We start from the raw sequence: 20,969 nt of genomic DNA on the forward strand, positions 1-20,969 counted from the left end.
GCTCAATGCACGGTTCCCGCGGTTTCCTGGGTTTGCGGCAGCACGCAGTCGAGCGAGATCAGGCTGATCATGCGCCCCTCGATCGCGAGCACTCCTTTCATGAAGACGCGCGCCAACTCCGAAGCCACGTCCGGCGTGGGCTGGATAGTGGCCGCGTTGATGGTGAGGATGTCCGACACCGCCTCGACCAGGAGGCCGACGCTCTGGTTGGCGACCTGCGTGACGATGATGACGTGGCGCGCCGTCGGCTCCGTTGGTGTGAACCCCAGCCGCGCGGCGAGGTCGATGACCGGCAGCACCGAGCCGCGCAGGTTGATCACGCCCTTCACGTAATCGGGCGAGTGGGGAAGGGGGGTCGTCTGCGTCCACCCCCTGATGTCCCTGACCGACATGATGTCGACGCAGAACTCCTGGCCGCCGATCCGGAAGGCGATCAGTTCGCTGTTGGCGGAAAGGTCTTTTTCGCTAGCCTGTATCATGCTGCGCTCCTTTTGCGATTGTCCGACCGGTTCATCTCCGAACGAGTGCCGGCGACGATCGCGTCGACGTCGAGAATGACGGCGACACGACCGTCGCCGAGAATGGTTGCTGCCGCGACCCCGAAGACGTGGCCGTAATTGGTCTCGAGGCTCTTGATGACGACCTGTTGCTGGCCGATGATCCCGTCGACCAGGAGCGCGCTCTGCGTCCTGTTTTCCGATTCGACCATGATGGCGACGCTGTTGAACGGATCGGCCTCCTCCTCGCGATAGCCGAGCTGCAGGCCGATATCGATGAGCGGTATGAAGGAGCCGCGGATGGCGACGACGCGGCTCGTCTCGCCAAGGCCGTGCACGTCCTGCTCTTTGGGTTGCAGGGTCTCGACGATGGCTGTGAGGGGAACCACCAGCGTCTGGCCAGCGACGGTCACCACCATACCGTCGAGAACGGCCAGCGTGAGGGGCAGGCTGAGCGTGAAGGTAGTGCCGTGGCCAGGCCGCGAGGAGATGCTGATCCGGCCACCCAGCGCCTGGATCGAGCGCTTCACCACATCCATGCCGACGCCTCGGCCCGACACGTCGGAGATGGTGCTGGCCGTCGAGAAGCCGGGGGCGAAGATCAGATCGTCGATTTCGCCATCGGAAAGCTGAGCGTTGGGGTCTATCAGACTTTTGTCGACCGCGATTTGCCTGACGCGAGCGCGGTTGATGCCGGCGCCGTCGTCGGAGACCTCGATGATCACGCGTCCCGAGCGGTGCGCGGCTGTCATACGCACCAGGCCTTGTTCGCTTTTGCCGGCCGCCAGGCGATCTTCCGGCTTCTCCAGCCCATGGTCGATCGCGTTGCGGATCATGTGGGTGAGCGGATCCGCGAGGCGCTCGATGACGGTCTTGTCGACCTCGCAGTTCTCGCCTTCCGTCACCAGGCGCACCGATTTGCCCGTCATATCGGCCACTTCGCGCACGACACGCGACATGCGCTGGAAGATCGGACGGACCGGCTGGGCGCGGATCGCCATGACGCTGTCCTGGATCTCGCGGGTGAGATGTTCGAGATCGTCGAGGCCGACGGCCACTTCCGACAAGCGGGCGATGCCGGCCTCCGTGACGCGCTGGGCGAGCATCGACTGGTTGATGACCAACTCGCCGACGAGGTCGATCAGCCTGTCGACCCGGTCGAGGTCGACCCGGATCGTGGTCTGCTGCGCCGATTGGGGCGCGGCCTGCGCCGTTCCGGCCTTGATCAGCGTCTCGGTCGGCGTCATCTCGCGCTCCGGCTGGGGCGGCGTGATCGGGGCGGTCTCTGCGGGTGCGGGGCTCTCGGCCAGCATGGTGGCGATGTCGGCAACGGGGATCACCTGGAAATCGGCCGCTTCGGTATCCTGCGAAGAAAATGCCGCCTTCACGGAGATGTCGAGGTCGCAGTCGAAGGTGACGAATTCGAAGACCTCGCGGACGGCGTTCTCCTCGATGGCCGGATCGAGTTCGACCTTCCAGGAGAGATAGGCGCCCTCCGGATCGAGTTCGGTGAGGAGCGGAACCTCGGAGATGTCGCAGGAGATCGAGACGTCGCCGAGGCGCCTTACTTCGCGCAGGAGTACGAGCGCGTCGTTGGCCTTGGCATAGAGTTCGGGCTTCGGACGGAAGGAGACGACGAGCGGGCCTCGCGTCGTCTCTTCCATGGGAGTGTCCAGTTCGGTCGCGACAAGGTCTTCCAGAGAAAAGCGGATCGGCGTGAAGCCGTTCTCGTCGGGTCCGTTGCTTTCGTCCGCGGCGGCCGGGGCAGGGGCAGCTTCTATGGTAGGAGCGGCATCGCCTGAGGCGGCGCTTGTCAACTCGGCATGCAGTTGCGCAATGCGAGCACGGTCGAGATCGGTGCCGTCGCGCGAGAAACGAACGAGATCGGCGAGGCCGTCGGCGGACCGCAGCATGAGCTTGACCAGATTGCCGGTGATCTCCAGCGCGTTCGAGCGCATCAGGTCGAGCGTCGTCTCGAAGGTGTGAGCGAAGCGGACGAGCTCGTCGAGCCCGAAGGCGCCGGCGCCGCCCTTTATCGAATGCACGGCGCGGAACACGGCATTGATCGTCTCGGAGTCGCTTTCCTGTCGTTCGATCGCAAGCAGGCCGCTTTCCAGCTCGGCGAGCTGCTCCTCGCATTCCTGGAAGAAAGTCTGCCTGATGGCCGCCATCGTATCCATGTCGGAAATGCCTCCCTGCGTGCTCAGGCGGCGACGCGATTGATCGCGCTGACCAGCTTGACGGGGTCGAAGGGCTTGACGATCCAGCCCGTGGCGCCGGCTCGGCGCGCGCGGTCCTTCTTCTCGTCCATGCTCTCGGTGGTCAGGACAAGGATCGGGATGGCCCGGTATTGATCGTTGCTGCGTACAGCCTCGATGAAACCGAACCCGTCGAGCCGCGGCATGTTGATGTCGGTAACGATGACGCTGGGAATCGTCGATTGCAGGACTTCGAGGCCTTGCACACCATCCTCGGCCTGAACGACGTCCATGCCCGCTTCGCACAGCGCGGTGCGCAGCATTTCCCGGATCGTACGCGAATCATCGACAGTGAGAATGACCTTCTTCATTAGCTGTTCCTTGCCGAGAGATTGTCCACAACGAGACCAGCCGTCTCGAGCGCTTCGGTGAATTGCGGGGACGGGCTGCCGAGTTCAAGCTGCATCCCGTCATGCGACCATGTGGCGGCGGTGGAGAGCAGCACCTGAAGGCACTGCGCGCCCATGCGCTCGACTCCGGAGGCGTCGAGGGTCACATCCTTGCCGCGATGGAGCAGGATCTCGCTTGCCAGCGAACCGGCCGCGGTGATGTCCATCACTGCGGGCAGTGCGATGTTCACGTGCTCCTTCACGGCAGATACCTCAGAACTCTTCCCATCCATCGACATCTCCTGCGGCGAATGCTGTGTTGCCCTGCACGGCGTAGCTGGTCTGCGACGGCAAGGGCCGTTTCGGCGCCGCAGGCAGCGGGGCTGAAGTAACCCCCGGCTGTCCTTCGGCCTGGAAGCGCGACACGGTGCGGACGAGTTCGGCCACCTGGCTGCGCAACGAATGAACGGCGGCGGTGGTCTCCTCGACCATGGCGGCGTTCTGCTGGGTCGCCTGGTCCATCTGGTTGATGGCGATGTTGACCTCGCTGAGGCCGGTTGACTGCTCCTGCGAGGAAGCCGCCATTTCCGAGACGAGATTGTTGATCTCGGCCACTTGGACGATGATGTTCTCGGAAACCTTGCCGGTTTCGGCCATCAGCTTCACGCCTGCGTCGACCTGGGCCGAACTGGTCGAGATCAGCGCCTTGATCTCCTTGGCCGCGTCGGCCGAGCGCTGGGCGAGCGAACGGACTTCCGAGGCGACCACGGCGAAGCCGCGGCCGGCCTCGCCGGCACGGGCCGCCTCGACGCCGGCGTTGAGCGCCAAGAGATTGGTCTGAAACGCGATTTCGTCGATCACGCCGATGATCTGCGAGATTTCGCGCGAGGATTTCTCGATGCCGTTCATCGCGGCCACGGCGTTCTGCACGATCTTGCCGGAATGCTCGGCCTCGGCCCGCGCCGCGACCACTTTCTTGGCCGCCTCGCTGGCGCCGGCCGTAGCGCGCTTGACGCTGGCGGTGAGCTGACCGAGCGCGGCCGCGGTCTGTTCGAGGCTGGCCGCCTGCTGCTCGGTGCGGCGCGACAGGTCGTCGGAAGCCTGGCCGATCTCGGACGAGCCGCCCCCGATCGCGCTTGCCGACGTCGCGACAGAGGCGATCGCCTTCTCGAGTTCGGCCGTCGCCTCGTTGAAATCCGTCTTGAGCCGTTCGAATTCGGGCGCGACATCAGTGGTGATGCGAATTTTCAGGTCACCCTGGGCGAGACCACGCAAGGCGGCATTGACGGCATCGAGCGCGACGCGCTGGGCCTCCTCGGCGGCGACCCGGTCGGCCTCGGCTTTGTGTCGCCGCTCTTCGAGCTCCTCGAGATAGATCGAGATGGCAAGGCCAGTGTCGACCATCACCGCCTTCATGAGGCTGGACAGGGTCGCGGCGAACTCTTCCTGACCTTTGCCGGACAGGCCGAAACGACGCGGCCAGTGTTCGGCCACGACGGCCTTGATCAGTTGTTCGGCGACCAGAGCGTAACCCGCCACATAGACACGGGGCTCGATGCCGATCTTCGCATGCGCCCGGCCGATGGCGCGAACGGCCGTCTCGTAGGTCGGGCCGAACTCGGCGTCAGCGATGATATGCCAATGCTGTTCCTGCTTGCTCTTGGCCGCCGCGATGTGTGCATCGTTGGCAAAATACTTCCGGGTCTCCGGATTCGCCTTCACCCTCTCGTAGAACACCGCCAGCGCCGGGCCGATCGCCTTGGCCACGACCGGCTTCAGAGCCCGCAGCCGGGCGCGGCCTTCCGTATCGAAGCCCATGAAATCGAGGTGGTCGTTCATAGAGGTGCGGGGGCCGCCCTGGGTAGCCATGGGTAATCCAAAATTTCTGGGAAGGCATTTCATTCCGGATTAGCCGGGTCCGAGGAGCGGCATCATGCCTATGGCTGTAACGGCCAATCCTCGGTGAGGCCAATATGGTAACGAATTGTTTCGGCCTGATTAACGGCGGCACGTGCCTGGGGATAAACGCTGATCCGTGGCGGCCGGATGCGGCTTCCGCGCGGCGGGAAAATATGCGAGGCAGGGCGGAACGTGGCTTGCCCGGGAGGAGACCATGAAACGCTCGCGCGTCAACGAGATCATCCGCGAAGGCGATGCCTTCATCCGCTCCTTTGGCTACATCATGCCGCCTTTCGCCTATTGGTCGCCGGCCGAACTCAGCAAGAGGCGCCCGGCCGGCATCATCGATGCCCGACTCGGCTGGGACATCACCGACTATGGGGTGGAAAAATTCGACGAACTCGGGCTCTTCCTCTTCACCGTGCGCAACGGCCGGGCCGAGGACCTGAAACGCGGCAGCGGCATGCTCTATGCCGAGAAGATCATGATCTCGCGCAAGGATCAGCTTTCGCCGATGCATCGTCATAACGTGAAGGCGGAGGACATCATCAATCGCGGTGGCGGCAAGCTCGTGCTGGAGCTTTTCATGTCGCATCCGGACGGCTCGATCGACGATCGCGCCGAGGTCCGCGTGCCGACTGACGGGGTGATGCGGACCATGGCCGCGGGGGCGCTGCTCAAGCTCGATCCCGGCGAAAGCGTCACGCTCATGCCCGGTGTCTGGCATGCTTTCTGGGCCGAAGAGGGCGATGTGCTGATCGGCGAGGTTTCCACCGTCAATGACGACCTGACCGACAACATCTTCCGCGAAAAGATCGGCCGTTTCTCCACGATCGAGGAGGACGAGGAGCCTGTCCATCTCTTGGTGTCGGACTACGAAGCCTGGCTTCCGGAAAAGCGAGTGACTTCGGTATCCGCGAGCTGAAGGGAGAGGTTGATGCCGAATCTCTTTTCGGTGCTCGGATCACTATCTGAAGACAATGGCGCGTATTTCACCGATGCGCCACAGGACTGGGCGCAGGGCCGCGCCCTCTTCGGCGGGATCGTCGCGGCCTTGTGCGCGGAAACGGCCAGGCTGTCGGCCTCCGATCTGCCGCCGCTCCGTTCCGCGCAGATCACCTTCGCCGGGCCGGCGCAGGGGCGCCTCGGCTTTCGCGCGGATCTCCTCCGGCGCGGCAGGACTACCACCGTGGTGAGTGTCGATTGCACCGGTGACGACAAGTTCGCGGCTCGGGTCGTGCTGACCTACGGTGTCGCCCGCGAAAGCCGCGTCGGGCATGACCTAACGGAACGTCCATCCGTCTCCGCGCCGCAGGACTGCAAGCTCTTCTTTCCCGAGGGGCACACTCCGCCCGGCTTCTTCCCGAATTTCGAGATGCGCCTTGCCGGCGGCGCACGGCCGCTCTCCGGGGCGGAAAAACCGGAGTTCACCGTATGGGTCAGGCATGTCGAGGAGGACGGCGTCGATCCCGCGATCGCGCTTCTCGCGCTGGCGGACAGCCTGCCGCCCGCGGCCATGGTGCAGTTTCCAGCGATGGCGCCGATCAGCACGATGTCATGGGGCATCGACCTTTTCCAGCCGGTAACCTCAAGCGGCTGGCACCTTTTGCGCTCGACCAGCGAGCAGGCCGCGGACGGCTACTCGCTTCAGGCCATGTCGCTCTGGGACGCCGGGGGAAACAGGATTGCCGCCGGCCGGCAGGCGGTGGCGCTGTTCGTCTGATCGTGTTGTAGCGCCGCCCCGCCCGCGGCCGTGCGGCGGAAATCGAGATATACCGGCGGCAATGAGCATTGACCTTTGCGCAAGCCCCTCATCCGCCTGCCGGCACCTTCTCCCCGCCTGCGGGGAGAAGACCGCTTTCATCTCCACTTTCGCCAATCGTCCGCCGTTGGCGACTGGCGAAACCCAAGCGGCCGTCGTCTCTCTCCCCGCGCTTTTTCGCGGGGAGAGATGTCCGGGAGGACAGTGAGGGGCAACTCGCGACCGGTCAAAGATCAACGCTGGTGGTGTTATTCACCCGCGATCAGTCCGCGCAGCTCCGCGACCTTGGCTTCCAGCAGCGCCTGATCGGCCCGGGTTTCGACGTTCAGCCGGAGCAGGGGCTCGGTGTTGGATGCGCGCAAATTGAAGCGCCAGTCGTCGAACTCCATGCTGAGCCCGTCGATGGTTTCCACCGTCGGGTTGAAGCGCTGGTAGGCGTCTGAGACCTTGGCCTGGCTGATCTTGGAGTCGGCCACGGTGAAGTTGATCTCTCCCGAGCAGGGGAAGGCGGCAATGCGCTCGCCGACGGCTTCGGCGAGGCTCATGCCCGAGGCGGAAAGCTCGGCCACGACTTCCAGCCAGGCGAGCATGCCGGAATCGCAATAGGCGAAATCGCGGAAATAATGGTGTGCGCTCATCTCCCCGCCATAGATGGCATTTTCGGCGCGCATCCTGGCTTTGAAGAAGGCGTGGCCGGTCGGGCAGACCTTGGCGACGCCACCCGCGCTTTCGACCATGTCGATGGTGTTCCAGGTGAGGCGCGGATCGTAGAGGACGGTTGCGCCTTTCTCGTCGCGGAGCATCGTCTCGGCGATCATGCCGACCAGATAATAGCCTTCGACGAAGCGGCCGCGATGGTCATAGAGGAAGCAACGGTCGAAATCGCCGTCCCAGGCGATCCCGAGATCGGCTCCCTGGTCAACGACCGCCTGCGAGGCCTTTGCCCGTTTTTCCGGCAGCAGCGGATTGGGGATGCCGTTCGGCAGCCGGCGGTCCGGCTCGTGATCGATCTTGATGAATTCGAACGGCAGGTGCTTTTCGAGGAGATCGATGATCGGCCCCGCGCATCCGTTGCCGGCATGGCAGACGATCTTCATCGGCTTCAGAGCCTTCCCGGCCACCTGCTGCAACAGCCTGTCGATGTAGCGGGAACGATCCAGCGTCGATTCCAACCGTCCGCGCTCGGCATAGGCACCCACGACCGGAAGGTCCTCGCCCGAGAAAACAAGCTGCTCTATGGCCGCCAAGGAATTGTCGCGGGTAGCCGCGGTGGCGCCCTTCAGCACCATCTTGATGCCGTTGTAATCTTCCGGATTGTGGCTCGCCGTCACCATCAGCCCGATATCGGCCTCGCTGTCGGCGGTGTGGAAATAGACTTCCTCGGTGCCGCAAAGACCGACAGGGAGCACGCTCGCGCCGCTGTCGAGGAAACCTTGGGTCAGCGCCTCGGCAAGAGCCGGGCTGTCCTGGCGCATGTCGTGGCCGACAACGACTTTCCCTGCCGAGAGACTTCGTGCTGCGGCAAGCGCGAAGCGATAGGCAAAAGGCGCGTTGATCTCGGCCGGAATACGGCCACGAATGTCATAGGCTTTGAAAGGCGGCTTCATCCGGGCGTCGTGTTCCAGGTTTCCGCCCCGACAGCGAGGCGGAAACCCTTTACCACATCTGAGGGCATGGCCGGCAAGCCCGCCTGTGGATGACTAAGCAGACGTTCGTGGGTACCCCACGAACGTCTGCTTAGATTCTTTTGTCTGTCGCAGGCTCTTGCCGCAAAACCGTGCGACACTTTTGCGGAACCTGCTTAGCCAACAAGCGCCTGATCGAGGTCGGCGATCAGGTCGTCGGCGTCCTCGATGCCGGCGGAGAGACGCACGAGCGAATCACTGATGCCGATAGCAGCGCGTTTTTCCGCCGGAATGCTGCCGTGCGTCATCAAGGCGGGATGCTCGATCAGGCTTTCGACCCCACCCAGGCTTTCGGCCAGCGTGAAGAGCTGTGTCCGTTCGAGGAAGCGCTTGGTGCCTGCCAGATCGCGATCGAGCTCAACGGAAATCATGCCGCCGAAGCCATGCATCTGCCGGCGCGCGAGCGCGTGCTGCGGGTGACTGGCGAGCCCGGGATAGATGACGCGCCGGATGTCGGGGCGGCGCTCCAACCATTCCGCGATGCGTTGGCCGTTCGACGAGTGGCGTTCCATCCTGAGTGCGAGCGTCTTCAGGCCGCGCAGGGCGAGGAAGCTGTCGAAGGGGCCGGAGATCGCGCCGACGGCGTTCTGCAGGAATTTCAGCCGGTCGGACAAATCCTTGTTGTCGCCGACGACTGCGACGCCGCCCACCATGTCCGAATGGCCGTTGAGATATTTGGTCGTGGAGTGCACGACGATGTCGATGCCGAGCTCCAACGGGCGCTGCAGATAGGGGCTGCAGAAGGTGTTGTCGGCGACGGTCAGCAGCCCCTTGCCGCGGGCGAGGGCGGCCACCCCTTCCAGATCGACGATGCGCAGCAGCGGGTTGGTGGGCGTCTCGATCCAGAGCAGTTTCGTCTCCGGCCTGATCGCAGCTTCCACGGCAGCGAGATCCGTGAAATCGGCGAAGCTCACCTGGAGGTTGGCCGAGCGCTTGCGCACCCGTTCCAGCAGCCGGAACGTGCCGCCATAGATGTCGTCTGTCGCGACGACGTGCGCTCCGGAATCGACCAGCTCGAAGATCGTCGCGATGGCCGCCAGGCCCGAAGCGAAAGCGAAGGCAATGCTGCCGCTTTCGAGATCCGCCACTGCGCGCTCGAAGGCGAAACGGGTGGGGTTCTGGCTGCGCGCATATTCGAAGCCCTTGTGCACTCCTGGGCTCTGCTGGCCGTAAGTGGACGTCGCGTAGATCGGAACCATCACCGCACCGGTGGTGGGATCATGGCTCTGGCCGCCATGGATGGTTCGGGTCGAGAAGGCGAGGCGATTGCGGTTGGTCATCTGTTGCGTCTCAAATGGTTGATCAGGTCGATGCGGGTGATGAGGCCGATGAACTCCTCCCCGTCGAAGACGATGGCCACCTCGTTGCGCTCGAAGACGGGCAGGAGCGCGTCGAGCGTCTGGTCGGCCTGAAGCGTGTGGAGCTCGGCGGTCATGGCGTTGCGGACAGGGGCGTTGAAGCGATCCCAGCGGGCGTCATAGGGACCTTCCACGACCGAAAGAATGTCGCTTTCGTCGACGATCCCGACCAGCTTGCCGTTCTCCAATACGGGGAGTTGGGAGACGTCGGCACGACGCATGCGGCCATAGGCGGTGAGCAGGCTGTCTTCCGGTCCGACAAAGACCGTGCCGCCCTCGCGGTGCGAGCGGGCGACGAGGTCGGAGAGGTCGCCATGCTGCTCGCGTTCCGCGAGGCCCTGTTCGGCCAGCCAGAAATCGTCGAAGACTTTCGAGAGATACTTGTTGCCGCTGTCGCAGACCAGCGTCACCACGCGTTTCGGCGAACTCTGCTCGCGGCAGTAGCGCAACGCGGCGGCAAGCAGCGTGCCCGAAGACGAGCCGGCCAGGATGCCCTCCCTGGCCAGGAGATCGCGCACGGCGAGCATGCTCTGCTTATCGGGGATCGAATAGGCCTTGGAGACCAGCGACAGATCGGCATTGGGTGGGATGAAATCCTCGCCGATGCCCTCGACGGTCCAGCTTCCCGCCTCTTCCATCCTGCCGGTCTTGATGTAGGGCGCGAGCACCGAGCCGACGGGATCTGCCAGCACCATTTCGGTCTTGGGCGAGACTGACCTGAAGAACCGGCCGAGCCCGGTCAACGTGCCGCCCGAGCCGACGCCGACCACGACGGCGTCGACATCTTCACCGAGTTGCTTCCAGATTTCGGGTCCGGTGGTCGTCTCATGCGCCAGCGGATTGGCGGGATTGGCGAACTGGTTGACATAGAAGGCGCCGGGGATATCGGCAGTGATCCGTTCCGCCATGTCCTGGTAATATTCGGGATGGCCTTTGCCGACATCCGAGCGGGTAAGGCGGACTTCGGCGCCCAGCGCGCGCAAATGCTGGATCTTCTCGCGCGACATCTTGTCGGGAACGACGAGGATGATGCGGTACCCCTTGGGAATCCCGACCTGGGCGAGGCCGAGACCGGTATTGCCAGCCGTCGCCTCGACGATCGTACCGCCTGGAGCCAGTCTGCCGTAGCGTTCCGCGTCGGCGATCATGGAAAGCGCGATGCGGTCCTTGATCGAGCCGCCGGGGTTCTGGCTCTCGAGCTTGACGAAGAGGCGGCATCGGCCAGTGTCGAAGCGGGTGAGTTCCACGACCGGCGTCTCGCCGATCAGGTCGAGAACAGACGAATAGGGTCCGCGCAGGCGGCTCATGGCGTTTTCTCCCGTTCCGGCGAGCTTTCGGGCCGCGACGGCTCGGCCGCCAGCCGGATGCAACTAGTATCGCAATGCGAGCTGGAATGATGGACTGCATGTAATGAAAAATAGGCGGCTTAGGAGAAAAGTCATTCCTGAATTGGCATCATTTGGCGAATGATTTTCTTGTTTGCCGTTGCGAGTATGACCCTCCTCGAGCGCTTTTCACAGCCACTCGCTCGCTTTAACTTCAATGGCGGTTGTGAAGGAGGCGGATAGATGCCTGTGAAAATGAGTGATTTGATCAATGCATTCGAAATCGCAAGCGCGGGAGCCGGGTATGGTGACCGTGCCTATGTTCACCGCCTGACGGGCGAGATCTTCGTCATCTCCGACACGGCGGGGATCTATGAGGGGCCGGAGGACATGGAGGAGTCCGACGAGTTTCTTGCCATTCCCACCAGGAGCGAGCTGCAGCTCGGCCGTGACGTGGTTTTGTCCTTCGTCGGCCAGGAGGCTCCCGACGAATGGGAAGACGTCTCCGACATGTTTCGTAGGAAGGGCGCCTATGGCCGGTTCAAGCAATGGCTGCACGACAAGGGCAAGCTGCATGCGTGGCACGCCTTCGAGGAGAAAGCGACCGAGGAGGCTTTGCGCGAATGGTGCGAGGACAACGAGATTGCCGTCGCGGATGGCGATTGAGACCGCTTGATCCCGAACTGGCTATGGAATATTCATTTCGTCTGCGCAACTTTTGGCTCATACATTTCACTTTCTTCGAAGGCAATGGATGCGCGGAACCCAAGTTGTCGGGAGGATCTTATGACTGTTCGCTTTGGCCTGCTCGGTGCAGGCCGCATCGGCAAGGTGCATGCCAGGGCAGTGGCCGGCGATCCCGATGCGAAGCTGGTGGCTGTGGCCGACGCTTTTGAGGCGGCGGCGAAGGAGCTTGCGTCTGTTTACGGCGCGGAGGTGCGCTCGATAGAGGAGATCGAGAAGGCCGGCGATATCGATGCGGTGGTGATCTGTACCCCGACCGACACGCATGCCGACCTGATCGAACGTTTTGCCCGAGCGGGCAAGGCGATCTTCTGCGAGAAGCCGATCGACCTCGATCTCGCCCGCGTCGGGCGATGCCTCGGCGTGGTGGAGGAAACGGGCGCGACCTTGATGGTCGGCTTCAACCGGCGCTTCGATCCGCATTTCGCCGCCGTGCGGAAGGCGATCGACGATGGCGCGATCGGCGAGATCGAGATGGTGACCATCACGTCGCGCGATCCCGGCCCGCCGCCGCATGACTATATCACCCGGTCGGGCGGCATCTTCCGGGACATGACGATCCATGATTTCGACATGGCGCGCTTCCTGCTCGGCGAAGAGCCGGTCACGGTCAGCGCGCAGGCCTCGGTGCTGGTCGACAAGAGGATCGGCGAGCTCGGCGACTATGACAGCGTGAGCGTTCTCCTGCGGACCGCATCGGGCAAGCAATGCGTGATCTCCAACTCGCGTCGCGCCACTTATGGCTACGATCAGCGCATCGAGGTGCACGGCTCCAAAGGCATGGTGGCGGCGGAGAACCAGCGGCCGGTATCGATCGAGGTCGCCAATGCCGGCGGCTACACGCGGCCGCCGCTGCACGATTTCTTCATGACGCGCTACACGCAAGCCTATGCCAACGAGATTGCCGCCTTCATCGCGGCGATGAGCAAGGGCCGGAAGGCCTCGCCGGACGGACAGGACGGGCTAAAGGCGCTGGTCCTCGCCGAAGCGGCACTGCGTTCGGTCAGGGAAGGCAGGACGATCGGTCTGGGAGATGGCGCATGAGTGTCGAGCGCAACGCCGGGACACGGGCGATCATCACGGGCGGCGCACAAGGGATAGGCTTCGCCGTCGCGCAGCAACTCGTCGCGGAAGGTTGCGAGGCACTGGTGCTCGTTGGGCGTTCGCCGGAGAAAGGAGCGCTGGCCGTGGCAGCGCTCGAGAAGCTCGGCGCGGAAGCGATCTTCGTCAGCGCCGACATGTCCCGACCGGATGAATGCGCCAGGGCAGTAGAGGTCGGGCTGGAGCGCTTCGGTACGATCAACGGACTGGTCAACGCCGCCGCTTCCTCGGCGCGAGGCACGCTGACGGACACCACGCCGGAGCTTTTCGACAGCCTGTTTGCGACCAATGTGCGCGGGCCTTTCTTCATGATGCAGGGCGTCGTGCGGCATCTGCTCGCGGCGAAGAAACCCGGCGCTATCGTCAACGTGTTGTCGATGTCGGCCCATGCCGGCCAGTCGTTCCTGACCGCCTATTCGGCGAGCAAGGGCGCGCTTGCCGTGCTCACCAAGAATGTAGCCAATGCGTATCGGGGAAACCGTATCCGCTGCAATGCCGTGCTGCCGGGCTGGATGGATACCCCGGGCGAAGCGGTCGTGCAGGCGAAGTTCCACGGCGCCGGACCGGACTGGCTGGAGAAGGCGGAAGCCGCACAGCCCATGGGGCAACTGGTCAAACCCCACCAGCTCGCCGTCTTGATCGCCTATATGCTGAGCCCGCAATCCGGCGTCATGACGGGGTCTTTGGTGGATTATGATCAGAATGTCGCGGGGGTGATCGGGGATTAGAGGGCTTACCCCTTGTATCTGCACAGACGAGGGTGATCACCCCCTCACCTCCACCCATCGCCGCTCCTCGAACGACCGTGCCATCGCATGTACGGTGCGCTCGATCTCCAGGCCCTCGTCGAAACCGATCACATTGGCCGGCCGGCCCTCGATCGCGGCGATCAGTTCGTGGCATTCGATGGTCTTGAGGTCGTTGAAACCCAGCCCGTGTCCGGGTGCGGGGATGAAGCGGCCGTAGGGCTCGTGCGGCGGTCCGGAAAGGATCGTCCGATAGCCTTGTTCTGTCGGGCGGTCCGAAGTCACATAAAGCTGGACCTCGTTGAAACGTTCCTGGTCGAAGAGGATCGACCCCTTGGAGCCGAATATCTGCAGCGCGATGCGGCCCTTGCGCCCCCAGGCCGAGCGGTTGACGAGCAACGTGCCGGAGACGCCGTTTTCCAGATGGATCAGGCTCGACGCGATATCGTAGGTCTCGACCGGCCGGCGCGAGCCGCTGTCGGTCTGTCGATCAGGATAGGGTCTGGCCATGTCGCACATGACGCTAGCAACGCGCCCGAAAAGGTTCTGGATCAGCGACAGCGGATGCACGGCGAAATCGTCGAGCGCGCCGTAGCCGGAAGCCGCCTCGTGCTTCCAGAAGAACGGCGCGTCGGGATCGGCCATGAAATCCTCGTCCATCTCGATGCGCAGATGGTTGACCGTGCCAATGACGCCTTCGTCCAGCAGCGTCCTGATGTGGCGGATGGCAGGGCTCTGGATGTAATTGTAGCCGAGCACCGCGACCTTGCCGGATTTTCGCGCGGCATCGGCCATGGCTTGCGCTTCCGCGAAGGAGGGTGCCATCGGCTTCTCGCACCAGAGATGCTTGCCCGTTTCGAGCGCCGCGACGGCCATCTCCGGATGGAACTGGTTGGGCGTGGTCAGAGAGACGACATCGATCTCGGGGTCGGCAATGACGGCGCGCCAGTCTCCCGAAGCCTTGGCAAATCCGAATTCTCCAGCGCGCCGTTCCGCCAGATCCGCGTTGGCCTCGCCAAGATGCACGAGCCTTATTGCCGGCGTATCCCCGAAGGCGAGATGGACGGCGTTCCAAGCCATGGCGTGGCACTTGCCCATGAAACCAGAGCCGATGAGCCCCACTCCGATCATACCGTCCGTTCCTTCAATGTTTTGGTTGAAATAGTCCATTGCGACAAGAAATGGAATGATCAATTCATTTTGTGGACATCGAGACGCCGCGCCTATAGGCTCGCCGGCGGATTTGAAGTGCGCAGAGGGTTGATGATATCAGGGCTTCACATCCGAAACCGCGCTGAATCGATAGCCCAGCGGTCAAGCGATCTGGATTCGCCGCCGGGGGAAACAGGCTGAGCATGAATGCTGAACCGCAATTGCCTCGCGACTTCGAGACGCTTCGGGCGCGGATCCTGGAGAAACGTGAGGAGTTGCCGAAGCGCATCGCGCAGATCGCGGCATTCTCGCTCGACAATCCTGACGAGATCGCCTTCGGCACTGCGGCAAGCATCGCGGCTTCCGCCGGCGTACAGCCCTCGACGCTGATCCGTTTTGCGCAGCATCTCGGCTTCGACGGCTTCACCAGCCTGCAGGCCGTTTTCCGCGAAAGGCTTCGCGAGCGAAACAGCTCCTATGAGGAGCGCCTGAAAGCGTTGCGTGGGGGCGCGGAGCAGACCAAGGGCGGCGCGATCCTGCGCGGGTTCATCGACGCGGCGAGCAGGTCGCTCGAAACCATCTCCCGGAGCCTGGATGACGACAGCTTCGAGCGCGCGGTGGCCAGGTTGGCCCGCGCCGAGACCGTCTACCTCCTGGCGCGCCGGCGCGCTTACCCGATCGCCAGCTACATGGCCTATGCGCTGGGCAAGCTGAAGATTCCCTATCAGCTCGTCGAATCCGCTTCCGGCCTGGAGCCGGAGATGGTTTCTTTCGCGACGCCGCGGGATGCGGTGATCGCGGTCAGCTTTTCGCCCTATGCGGCGGCGACCATCGACAATGCGCGCCAGCTTTCGGAGCAGGGCGTGCCGGTGATCGCCATCACCGACAGCTCCTTTTCGCCGCTGGCCCAGGCGGCGACGGAATGGTTCGAGGTCGCCGAAGCCGATTGCGCCGGCTTCCGTTCGCTGTCGGCCACCATGGCCCTGGCCATGGCGCTGACAGTCGCCGTCGCAGAGCGCCGCCAGGAAATCTGAACTCCGGCGGATGCCTTGGCGCAATCGAGAATACATATTCCATGTTGACGCAACAATAGAATTAATATTTCATGATGTCGGCCGACAAACGTGCTTCCGAAAATCTGTTCGATTTTTCAGGCCGATGCGGTGGAGGATATCATGACGGCAGCTCGAAGCGGCGGAGAGGCGCAGCTTGACGTCATCACCATCGGGCGGGCCTCGGTCGATCTCTACGGCCAGCAGATCGGCTCGCGTCTCGAAGACATCACCTCCTTCGCCAAATCGGTCGGCGGGTGCCCCGCCAACATCGCCATCGGCACGGCCCGGCTGGGACTTCGCTCGGCGCTCCTCACCCGCGTCGGGGACGAGCAGATGGGCCGTTTCATACGCGAACAGCTTCAGCGAGAGGGAGTGTCCGTCAGTGGCCTCGTCACCGACCCCGCGCGGTTGACCGCCCTGGTGCTGCTCTCGGTCGAGGATGAGGGCGTCTCGCCGATGATCTTCTATCGCTCCGACTGCGCCGATATGGCACTCGCGCCGGACGACGTGGATGAAGCCTTCGTCGCGTCGGCACGCGCGGTCGTCGTCACCGGCACCCATTTCTCGCGCGACAGCAGCGAGGCCGCGCAGCGCAAGGCGATCCGCATCGCCAAGGAGAATGGCCGCAAGGTCGTATTCGACATCGATTACCGGCCCAATCTCTGGGGTCTTGCCGGCCACGCCGAGGGGTTCGAACGCTACGTGAAGTCGGACAAGGTCTCGGGCAAGCTCAAGACCGTGTTGCCCGATTGCGATCTCATCGTCGGCACCGAAGAAGAGATCATGATCGCTTCCGGCTCAGACGACGTCTTGAGCGCGCTGAAGACGATCCGCTCGCAGTCGCCCGCGACCATCGTGCTCAAGCGCGGGGCGATGGGCTGCATCGTTTATGCCGGGCCGATCAGCGACGATCTCGAGGATGGGGTGGTTGGCAAAGGCTTTCCGATCGAGGTCTTCAACGTGCTGGGCGCGGGCGACGCCTTCATGTCCGGCCTGCTGCGCGGCTGGCTGGGCGGCGAGAGCCTGGAGACGGCGGCCACCTGGGCCAATGCCTGTGGTGCCTTCGCCGTGTCGCGCCTGCTCTGCTCGCCGGAATATCCGACCTGGGAAGAGCTGCAGTTCTTCCTCCGCAATGGCAGCCCTCACCGAGCGCTTCGCAAGGACGAGGTGCTCGGTCAGATCCATTGGGCCACCACGCGCCGGCGGGCGATCCCCTCGCTGATGGCTCTTGCGGTCGATCATCGTGTCCAGCTCGAGGAAGCCGCCCGCAAGACCGGCGCTGCCCCCTCCCGCATCGAGGATTTCAAGGTGCTGGCCGTCAAGGCGGCCGCTCGCGTCGCCGCCGGTCGCGACGGCTACGGCATGCTGATCGACGAGCGGCTCGGCCGCAAGGCGATGTTCGAATTCGCCAAGCACTCCTTCGCCTGGCTGGGCCGGCCCGTGGAGTTGCCGGGCTCGCGCCCGCTGCGCTTTGAATTCTCGCAGGACATCGGCTCGCAGCTTGCGGAATGGCCCGTCGAGCACTGCATCAAGTGCCTGTGCTTCTATCATCCGGACGATTCGCCTGCGCTGAAGAGCGAGCAGCAGGAGAAACTGCGCAGCCTCTATGATGCCGCCCGCAAGGTTGGCCGCGAACTGCTCGTCGAGATCATCGCGGGCAAGCACGGTAGGCTCGAGGACGACACGGTGCCGCGCGCGCTGGAGGAGCTCTATGGGGTCGGCATCAAACCCGACTGGTGGAAGCTCGAGCCGCAGGCCTCGGCGAACGCCTGGGCGATGATCGAGGACGTCATCGCCGCCAATGATCCCTATTGCCGGGGCGTCGTCCTGCTCGGGCTCGAGGCGCAGCATGACGCGCTGGAAGCGGCCTTTTCCGCGACAGCCGACGCGCCTGTCGTGAAGGGCTTTGCGGTGGGCCGCACCATCTTCATGGATGCGGCAGAGCGATGGCTGGCCGGCGCGATCTCCGACGAGGCCGCGATCGAGGACATGGCGACCCGCTTCGAGAAATTGACCGAAGCCTGGCTTGCCGCGCGCAGCCGCAAGGCGGCATAGTTTCCGCGGGAGGAAGTCATCATGGCCAAGACCATCCGCCTGACTATGGCGCAGGCGCTGACCCGTTACCTCGCGCGGCAGATGGCGGAGATCGACGGCGAGCGACTACCGTTCTTCGGCGGCGTCTGGGCGATTTTCGGCCACGGCAACGTGGCCGCGCTCGGCGAAGCACTCTACCAGGTCCGGGAAGAATTGCCGACCTTCCGCGCCCATAACGAGCAGGCGATGGCGCATGCGGCGATCGCCTTTGGGAAGGCCCACTTCCGCCGTCGCGCGATGGCCGCGACCACGTCGATCGGGCCGGGCGCAACCAATCTGGTGACGGCAGCTGCGGTAGCCCATGTCAATCGGCTGCCGCTCCTGCTGCTGCCCGGTGACGTCTTCGCCAACCGCATCCCCGATCCGGTGCTGCAGCAGGTGGAAGATTTCGGCGACGGGACGGTGTCGGCCAATGACTGCTTTCGGCCGGTGTCGCGCTATTTCGACCGTATCACGCGCCCTGAGCAGATCGTGCCGGCGCTGGGGCGCGCCATGCAGGTGCTGACCGATCCCGCCGAGTGCGGACCGGTGACCCTGGCGCTCTGCCAGGACGTGCAGGCGGAAGCCTATGATTATCCCGAGAGTTTCTTCGAGGAGAGGCTGTGGACGCAACGCCGGCCGCGGCCCGACCTGGCCGAGCTGATGGAGACCGCCGAGGCGCTTCGTCGCGCCCGCAAGCCGCTGATCATCGCGGGCGGTGGCGTGCTCTATTCACAAGCTTCCGCCGCCTTGGCGCGTTTCGTGGAAGCGACCGGCATTCCGGTCTGCGAGACGCAGGGTGGCAAGTCGTCCCTTCCGGACGACCATCCGCTCAACATGGCGGCGATCGGCGTCACCGGCACGTCTGCTGCCAACCGCCTCGCCGAAGAGGCCGACGTGGTGCTTGCCGTCGGCACGCGGCTCCAGGATTTCACGACCGGCTCCTGGGCGCTGTTCAAGAGCGAAGGCAAAACGATCATCGGCCTCAACGTCCAGCCTTTCGATGCCGGCAAGCATAGGGCAATCACGCTGGTGGCCGACGCGCGTGAAGGCTTGAAGGAGTTGGAGAAGGCGCTGGAGGGCTGGTCGGCTCCGCCCGGTTGGGCGGAGAATGCCAGGCGGGGCAAGGACGAATGGCGGCAGGCTGCCGCCAGGGTTACGGCAGCGACCAATGCAGCCCTGCCTTCGGATGCCCAGGTCATCGGGGCCGTGCAGCGGGTGATGGGATCGGGCGTCACGCTGCTTCATGCTGCGGGCGGGTTACCGGGGGAGCTGCACAAGCTGTGGCAGGCGGGCAGACCGGGCTCCTATCACGCCGAATACGGCTATTCCTGCATGGGTTACGAGATCGCCGGCGGGCTGGGCGTCAAGATGGCGAAGCCCGACGAGGAGGTCGTCGTCATGGTCGGCGACGGCTCTTATCTGATGCTCAATTCAGAGATCGCCACGTCGGTGATGCTGGGTCTCAAGCTCACCATCGTGCTCCTCGACAACAGGGGCTTCGGCTGCATCAACCGGCTCCAGATGAGCGCAGGCGGGGCCAGTTTCAACAACCTCTTCACGGACGCGCGCCATGAGGTGCTGCCTGAGATCGACTTCGCTGCTCATGCCGCCAGCCTGGGAGCGATCTCGGAGAAAGTGGCGGGGATCGCCGATCTGGAGGCGGCGCTCGAACGGGCCAAGGCGAACACGCGCACGACCGTATTGGTGATCGAGACCGATCCGCTGGTGTCCACGGAAGCCGGCGGGCACTGGTGGGACGTCGCGGTGCCAGAGGTCAGCCCACGTCGCGAGGTCGAGGCGGCGCGGCGGGGATATGAGGAGAAGGTGAAGCTGCAGAGGGTAGGGGATTAGGCGACCGGGGGGATTGGGAGACCACCCCTCATCCGACCTCGCTCCGCGAGGCCACCTTCTCCCACAAGGGGAGAAGGGAAAGCTGCGGGCACAATCACTAACGTCTGCGATTTGCAGTCGTCCCTTTTGCCAAGCTCCACCTTCTCCCCTCGTGGGAGAAGGTGGCCTCGCGAAGCGAGGTCGGATGAGGGGTCACGGCGCGCGAAATCCGCGCCGGCAATGGAGAGAAGGGACGAAATGATCCGTATCGGGGCGAACCCAATCGGCTGGTCGAATGACGACATGCCGGAAATCGGCGGCGACATTCCGCTGGAGACCTGTCTCAAGGAAGCCAAGGCGGCGGGTTTCGTGGGCATGGAGCTCGGAAATAAATTCCCGCGCAATGCCGGCAAGCTCCAGCCGATCCTGAAAAAATATGGCCATGAGCTCGTCGGCGGCTGGTACTCGACGGAGCTTCTTACCCGCAATGCGGCCGCCGAGCTCAAGGCCGCCAAGGCGCATGCAACGTTGCTCGAGGAGATGGGCTCGAAGGTCTTCATCGCGGCGGAAACATCCAACGCCATCCACTCCAACCGCAAACTGCCGCTCTCGGCTCGGCCGATCCTTCCGAAGAAGGCCTGGAGGCAGTTCGGCGAGCGTTACACGAAATTCGCCGACGCGATCCGCGAGACCTATGGGCTCCAGCTGGTCTATCACCATCACATGGGCACGACCGTACAGTCGGAAGCCGACATCGACCGCTTCATGGCGGTTACCGGCGATGCCGTGCATCTGCTGCTCGACACCGGCCACGCCACCTGGGGCGGCGCCGACCCGGCGCGTCTTGCGCGCCACTACAAGGCGCGCATCTCGCACGTCCATTGCAAGGACATTCGCGAAGCCGTCATGTGGCAGTCGAATCGCGAGGACTGGTCGTTCCTGGATTCGGTCCTGGCCGGCGTCTACACCGTTCCGGGCGACGGCATGATCGATTATGTGCGTGTGCTGAAGGAGCTGAAAGGCTATTCCGGCTGGGTGGTCGTGGAGGCCGAGCAGGATCCGAAAAAGGCAAAGCCCTCGAAATATGCGAAGCTCGGCCACAAGAACCTGTCGGAATATCTTGCGGAAGCGGGGTTGACGTGATCGAGGTGG

At 63.8% G+C, this 20,969-nt stretch carries 18 protein-coding genes; 9 read left to right on the forward strand and 9 right to left on the reverse strand.

Annotated elements, in window-relative coordinates:
• Positions 1-2: 2 nt before the first annotated feature.
• The 5 genes from ACCO56_RS05910 to ACCO56_RS05930 are packed head-to-tail and all read right to left on the reverse strand — an operon-like array spanning position 3 to position 4,953.
• On the reverse strand, positions 3-479 hold the full coding sequence (locus ACCO56_RS05910) for a chemotaxis protein CheW (protein WP_433638619.1): 477 nt from the start codon (positions 477-479) through the stop codon (positions 3-5).
• Positions 476-2,677: a chemotaxis protein CheA gene (locus ACCO56_RS05915; protein WP_433638622.1), complete on the reverse strand. Its 2,202-nt coding sequence runs from the start codon at positions 2,675-2,677 to the stop codon at positions 476-478. The genes ACCO56_RS05910 and ACCO56_RS05915 overlap by 4 nt, the downstream gene beginning before the upstream one ends.
• 23 nt (positions 2,678-2,700) lie before the next feature.
• On the reverse strand, positions 2,701-3,066 hold the full coding sequence (locus tag ACCO56_RS05920; protein ID WP_433638624.1) for a response regulator: 366 nt from the start codon (positions 3,064-3,066) through the stop codon (positions 2,701-2,703).
• Positions 3,066-3,377, reverse strand: coding sequence for an STAS domain-containing protein (locus tag ACCO56_RS05925; protein ID WP_433638626.1), 312 nt, complete (start codon positions 3,375-3,377; stop codon positions 3,066-3,068). Before ACCO56_RS05925 ends, ACCO56_RS05920 begins: the two co-directional genes overlap by 1 nt.
• On the reverse strand, positions 3,358-4,953 hold the full coding sequence (locus ACCO56_RS05930) for a methyl-accepting chemotaxis protein (protein ID WP_433638627.1): 1,596 nt from the start codon (positions 4,951-4,953) through the stop codon (positions 3,358-3,360). Before ACCO56_RS05930 ends, ACCO56_RS05925 begins: the two co-directional genes overlap by 20 nt.
• A 244-nt stretch (positions 4,954-5,197) precedes the next feature.
• On the opposite strand from ACCO56_RS05930, the gene ACCO56_RS05935 reads away from it, so the two are divergent.
• Positions 5,198-5,908, forward strand: coding sequence for a D-lyxose/D-mannose family sugar isomerase (locus ACCO56_RS05935; RefSeq protein ID WP_433638628.1), 711 nt, complete (start codon positions 5,198-5,200; stop codon positions 5,906-5,908).
• A 12-nt stretch (positions 5,909-5,920) separates the two neighbouring features.
• Positions 5,921-6,706, forward strand: a complete 786-nt coding sequence (locus ACCO56_RS05940; RefSeq protein WP_433638631.1) for a thioesterase family protein — start codon at positions 5,921-5,923, stop codon at positions 6,704-6,706.
• Between the two features lie 287 nt (positions 6,707-6,993).
• On the opposite strand, the gene ACCO56_RS05945 is transcribed toward ACCO56_RS05940, so the two are convergent.
• From ACCO56_RS05945 to ACCO56_RS05955, 3 genes are all read right to left on the reverse strand, one after another.
• Positions 6,994-8,352 carry a phosphomannomutase gene (locus ACCO56_RS05945; RefSeq protein WP_433638632.1) on the reverse strand — a complete coding sequence of 453 codons (1,359 nt, stop codon included), beginning with the start codon at positions 8,350-8,352 and terminating at the stop codon, positions 6,994-6,996.
• 194 nt (positions 8,353-8,546) lie between these two features.
• Entirely contained in the window at positions 8,547-9,710 is a 1,164-nt protein-coding gene (locus ACCO56_RS05950; protein ID WP_433638633.1) for a cystathionine gamma-synthase, read from the reverse strand.
• On the reverse strand, positions 9,707-11,095 hold the full coding sequence (locus ACCO56_RS05955) for a pyridoxal-phosphate dependent enzyme (RefSeq protein WP_433638635.1): 1,389 nt from the start codon (positions 11,093-11,095) through the stop codon (positions 9,707-9,709). Before ACCO56_RS05955 ends, ACCO56_RS05950 begins: the two co-directional genes overlap by 4 nt.
• Positions 11,096-11,356: 261 nt before the next feature.
• On the opposite strand from ACCO56_RS05955, the gene ACCO56_RS05960 reads away from it, so the two are divergent.
• From ACCO56_RS05960 to ACCO56_RS05970, 3 genes are all read left to right on the forward strand, one after another.
• Positions 11,357-11,779: a UPF0158 family protein gene (locus ACCO56_RS05960; RefSeq protein WP_433638637.1), complete on the forward strand. Its 423-nt coding sequence runs from the start codon at positions 11,357-11,359 to the stop codon at positions 11,777-11,779.
• 120 nt (positions 11,780-11,899) lie between these two features.
• On the forward strand, positions 11,900-12,901 hold the full coding sequence (gene iolG / locus ACCO56_RS05965) for an inositol 2-dehydrogenase (RefSeq protein ID WP_433638639.1): 1,002 nt from the start codon (positions 11,900-11,902) through the stop codon (positions 12,899-12,901).
• Entirely contained in the window at positions 12,898-13,686 is a 789-nt protein-coding gene (locus ACCO56_RS05970) for an SDR family oxidoreductase (RefSeq protein ID WP_433638640.1), read from the forward strand. Before iolG ends, ACCO56_RS05970 begins: the two co-directional genes overlap by 4 nt.
• A 36-nt stretch (positions 13,687-13,722) precedes the next feature.
• On the opposite strand, the gene ACCO56_RS05975 is transcribed toward ACCO56_RS05970, so the two are convergent.
• Entirely contained in the window at positions 13,723-14,835 is a 1,113-nt protein-coding gene (locus ACCO56_RS05975) for a Gfo/Idh/MocA family protein (RefSeq protein WP_433638641.1), read from the reverse strand.
• Between the two features lie 224 nt (positions 14,836-15,059).
• Here ACCO56_RS05975 and ACCO56_RS05980 point away from each other — a divergent pair, with 224 nt between their 5' ends.
• From ACCO56_RS05980 to iolE, 4 genes are all read left to right on the forward strand, one after another.
• Positions 15,060-15,890 carry a MurR/RpiR family transcriptional regulator gene (locus ACCO56_RS05980; protein WP_433638642.1) on the forward strand — a complete coding sequence of 277 codons (831 nt, stop codon included), beginning with the start codon at positions 15,060-15,062 and terminating at the stop codon, positions 15,888-15,890.
• A 141-nt stretch (positions 15,891-16,031) separates the two neighbouring features.
• The gene (locus ACCO56_RS05985; protein ID WP_433638644.1) at positions 16,032-17,966 is read left to right on the forward strand and encodes a bifunctional 5-dehydro-2-deoxygluconokinase/5-dehydro-2-deoxyphosphogluconate aldolase; all 1,935 of its coding nucleotides are present in this window, start codon (positions 16,032-16,034) and stop codon (positions 17,964-17,966) included.
• Between the two features lie 21 nt (positions 17,967-17,987).
• Complete coding sequence (gene iolD, locus ACCO56_RS05990; protein WP_433638645.1) at positions 17,988-19,838, forward strand: 3D-(3,5/4)-trihydroxycyclohexane-1,2-dione acylhydrolase (decyclizing); 1,851 nt, start codon at positions 17,988-17,990, stop codon at positions 19,836-19,838.
• A 237-nt stretch (positions 19,839-20,075) separates the two neighbouring features.
• Positions 20,076-20,960, forward strand: a complete 885-nt coding sequence (gene iolE / locus ACCO56_RS05995) for a myo-inosose-2 dehydratase (protein WP_433638647.1) — start codon at positions 20,076-20,078, stop codon at positions 20,958-20,960.
• Positions 20,961-20,969 lie beyond the last annotated feature (9 nt).

The organism is Mesorhizobium sp. 1B3, assembly GCF_050958605.1.
Taxonomy (GTDB): domain Bacteria; phylum Pseudomonadota; class Alphaproteobacteria; order Rhizobiales; family Rhizobiaceae.

What these genes read in the sequence shown, in the direction of transcription:
- ACCO56_RS05960 (WP_433638637.1), top strand. Translation starts at nt 11,357, where the DNA reads ATGCCTGTGAAAATGAGTGATTTGATCAATGCATTCGAAATCGCAAGC.
- ACCO56_RS05950 (WP_433638633.1), bottom strand. Translation starts at nt 9,710, where the DNA reads ATGACCAACCGCAATCGCCTCGCCTTCTCGACCCGAACCATCCATGGC.
- iolD (WP_433638645.1), top strand. Translation starts at nt 17,988, where the DNA reads ATGGCCAAGACCATCCGCCTGACTATGGCGCAGGCGCTGACCCGTTAC.
- ACCO56_RS05940 (WP_433638631.1), top strand. Translation starts at nt 5,921, where the DNA reads ATGCCGAATCTCTTTTCGGTGCTCGGATCACTATCTGAAGACAATGGC.
- iolE (WP_433638647.1), top strand. Translation starts at nt 20,076, where the DNA reads ATGATCCGTATCGGGGCGAACCCAATCGGCTGGTCGAATGACGACATG.
- ACCO56_RS05920 (WP_433638624.1), bottom strand. Translation starts at nt 3,066, where the DNA reads ATGAAGAAGGTCATTCTCACTGTCGATGATTCGCGTACGATCCGGGAA.
- iolG (WP_433638639.1), top strand. Translation starts at nt 11,900, where the DNA reads ATGACTGTTCGCTTTGGCCTGCTCGGTGCAGGCCGCATCGGCAAGGTG.
- ACCO56_RS05980 (WP_433638642.1), top strand. Translation starts at nt 15,060, where the DNA reads ATGAATGCTGAACCGCAATTGCCTCGCGACTTCGAGACGCTTCGGGCG.
- ACCO56_RS05935 (WP_433638628.1), top strand. Translation starts at nt 5,198, where the DNA reads ATGAAACGCTCGCGCGTCAACGAGATCATCCGCGAAGGCGATGCCTTC.
- ACCO56_RS05925 (WP_433638626.1), bottom strand. Translation starts at nt 3,377, where the DNA reads ATGGATGGGAAGAGTTCTGAGGTATCTGCCGTGAAGGAGCACGTGAAC.
- ACCO56_RS05945 (WP_433638632.1), bottom strand. Translation starts at nt 8,352, where the DNA reads ATGAAGCCGCCTTTCAAAGCCTATGACATTCGTGGCCGTATTCCGGCC.
- ACCO56_RS05910 (WP_433638619.1), bottom strand. Translation starts at nt 479, where the DNA reads ATGATACAGGCTAGCGAAAAAGACCTTTCCGCCAACAGCGAACTGATC.
- ACCO56_RS05985 (WP_433638644.1), top strand. Translation starts at nt 16,032, where the DNA reads ATGACGGCAGCTCGAAGCGGCGGAGAGGCGCAGCTTGACGTCATCACC.
- ACCO56_RS05930 (WP_433638627.1), bottom strand. Translation starts at nt 4,953, where the DNA reads ATGGCTACCCAGGGCGGCCCCCGCACCTCTATGAACGACCACCTCGAT.
- ACCO56_RS05975 (WP_433638641.1), bottom strand. Translation starts at nt 14,835, where the DNA reads ATGATCGGAGTGGGGCTCATCGGCTCTGGTTTCATGGGCAAGTGCCAC.
- ACCO56_RS05970 (WP_433638640.1), top strand. Translation starts at nt 12,898, where the DNA reads ATGAGTGTCGAGCGCAACGCCGGGACACGGGCGATCATCACGGGCGGC.
- ACCO56_RS05915 (WP_433638622.1), bottom strand. Translation starts at nt 2,677, where the DNA reads ATGGATACGATGGCGGCCATCAGGCAGACTTTCTTCCAGGAATGCGAG.
- ACCO56_RS05955 (WP_433638635.1), bottom strand. Translation starts at nt 11,095, where the DNA reads ATGAGCCGCCTGCGCGGACCCTATTCGTCTGTTCTCGACCTGATCGGC.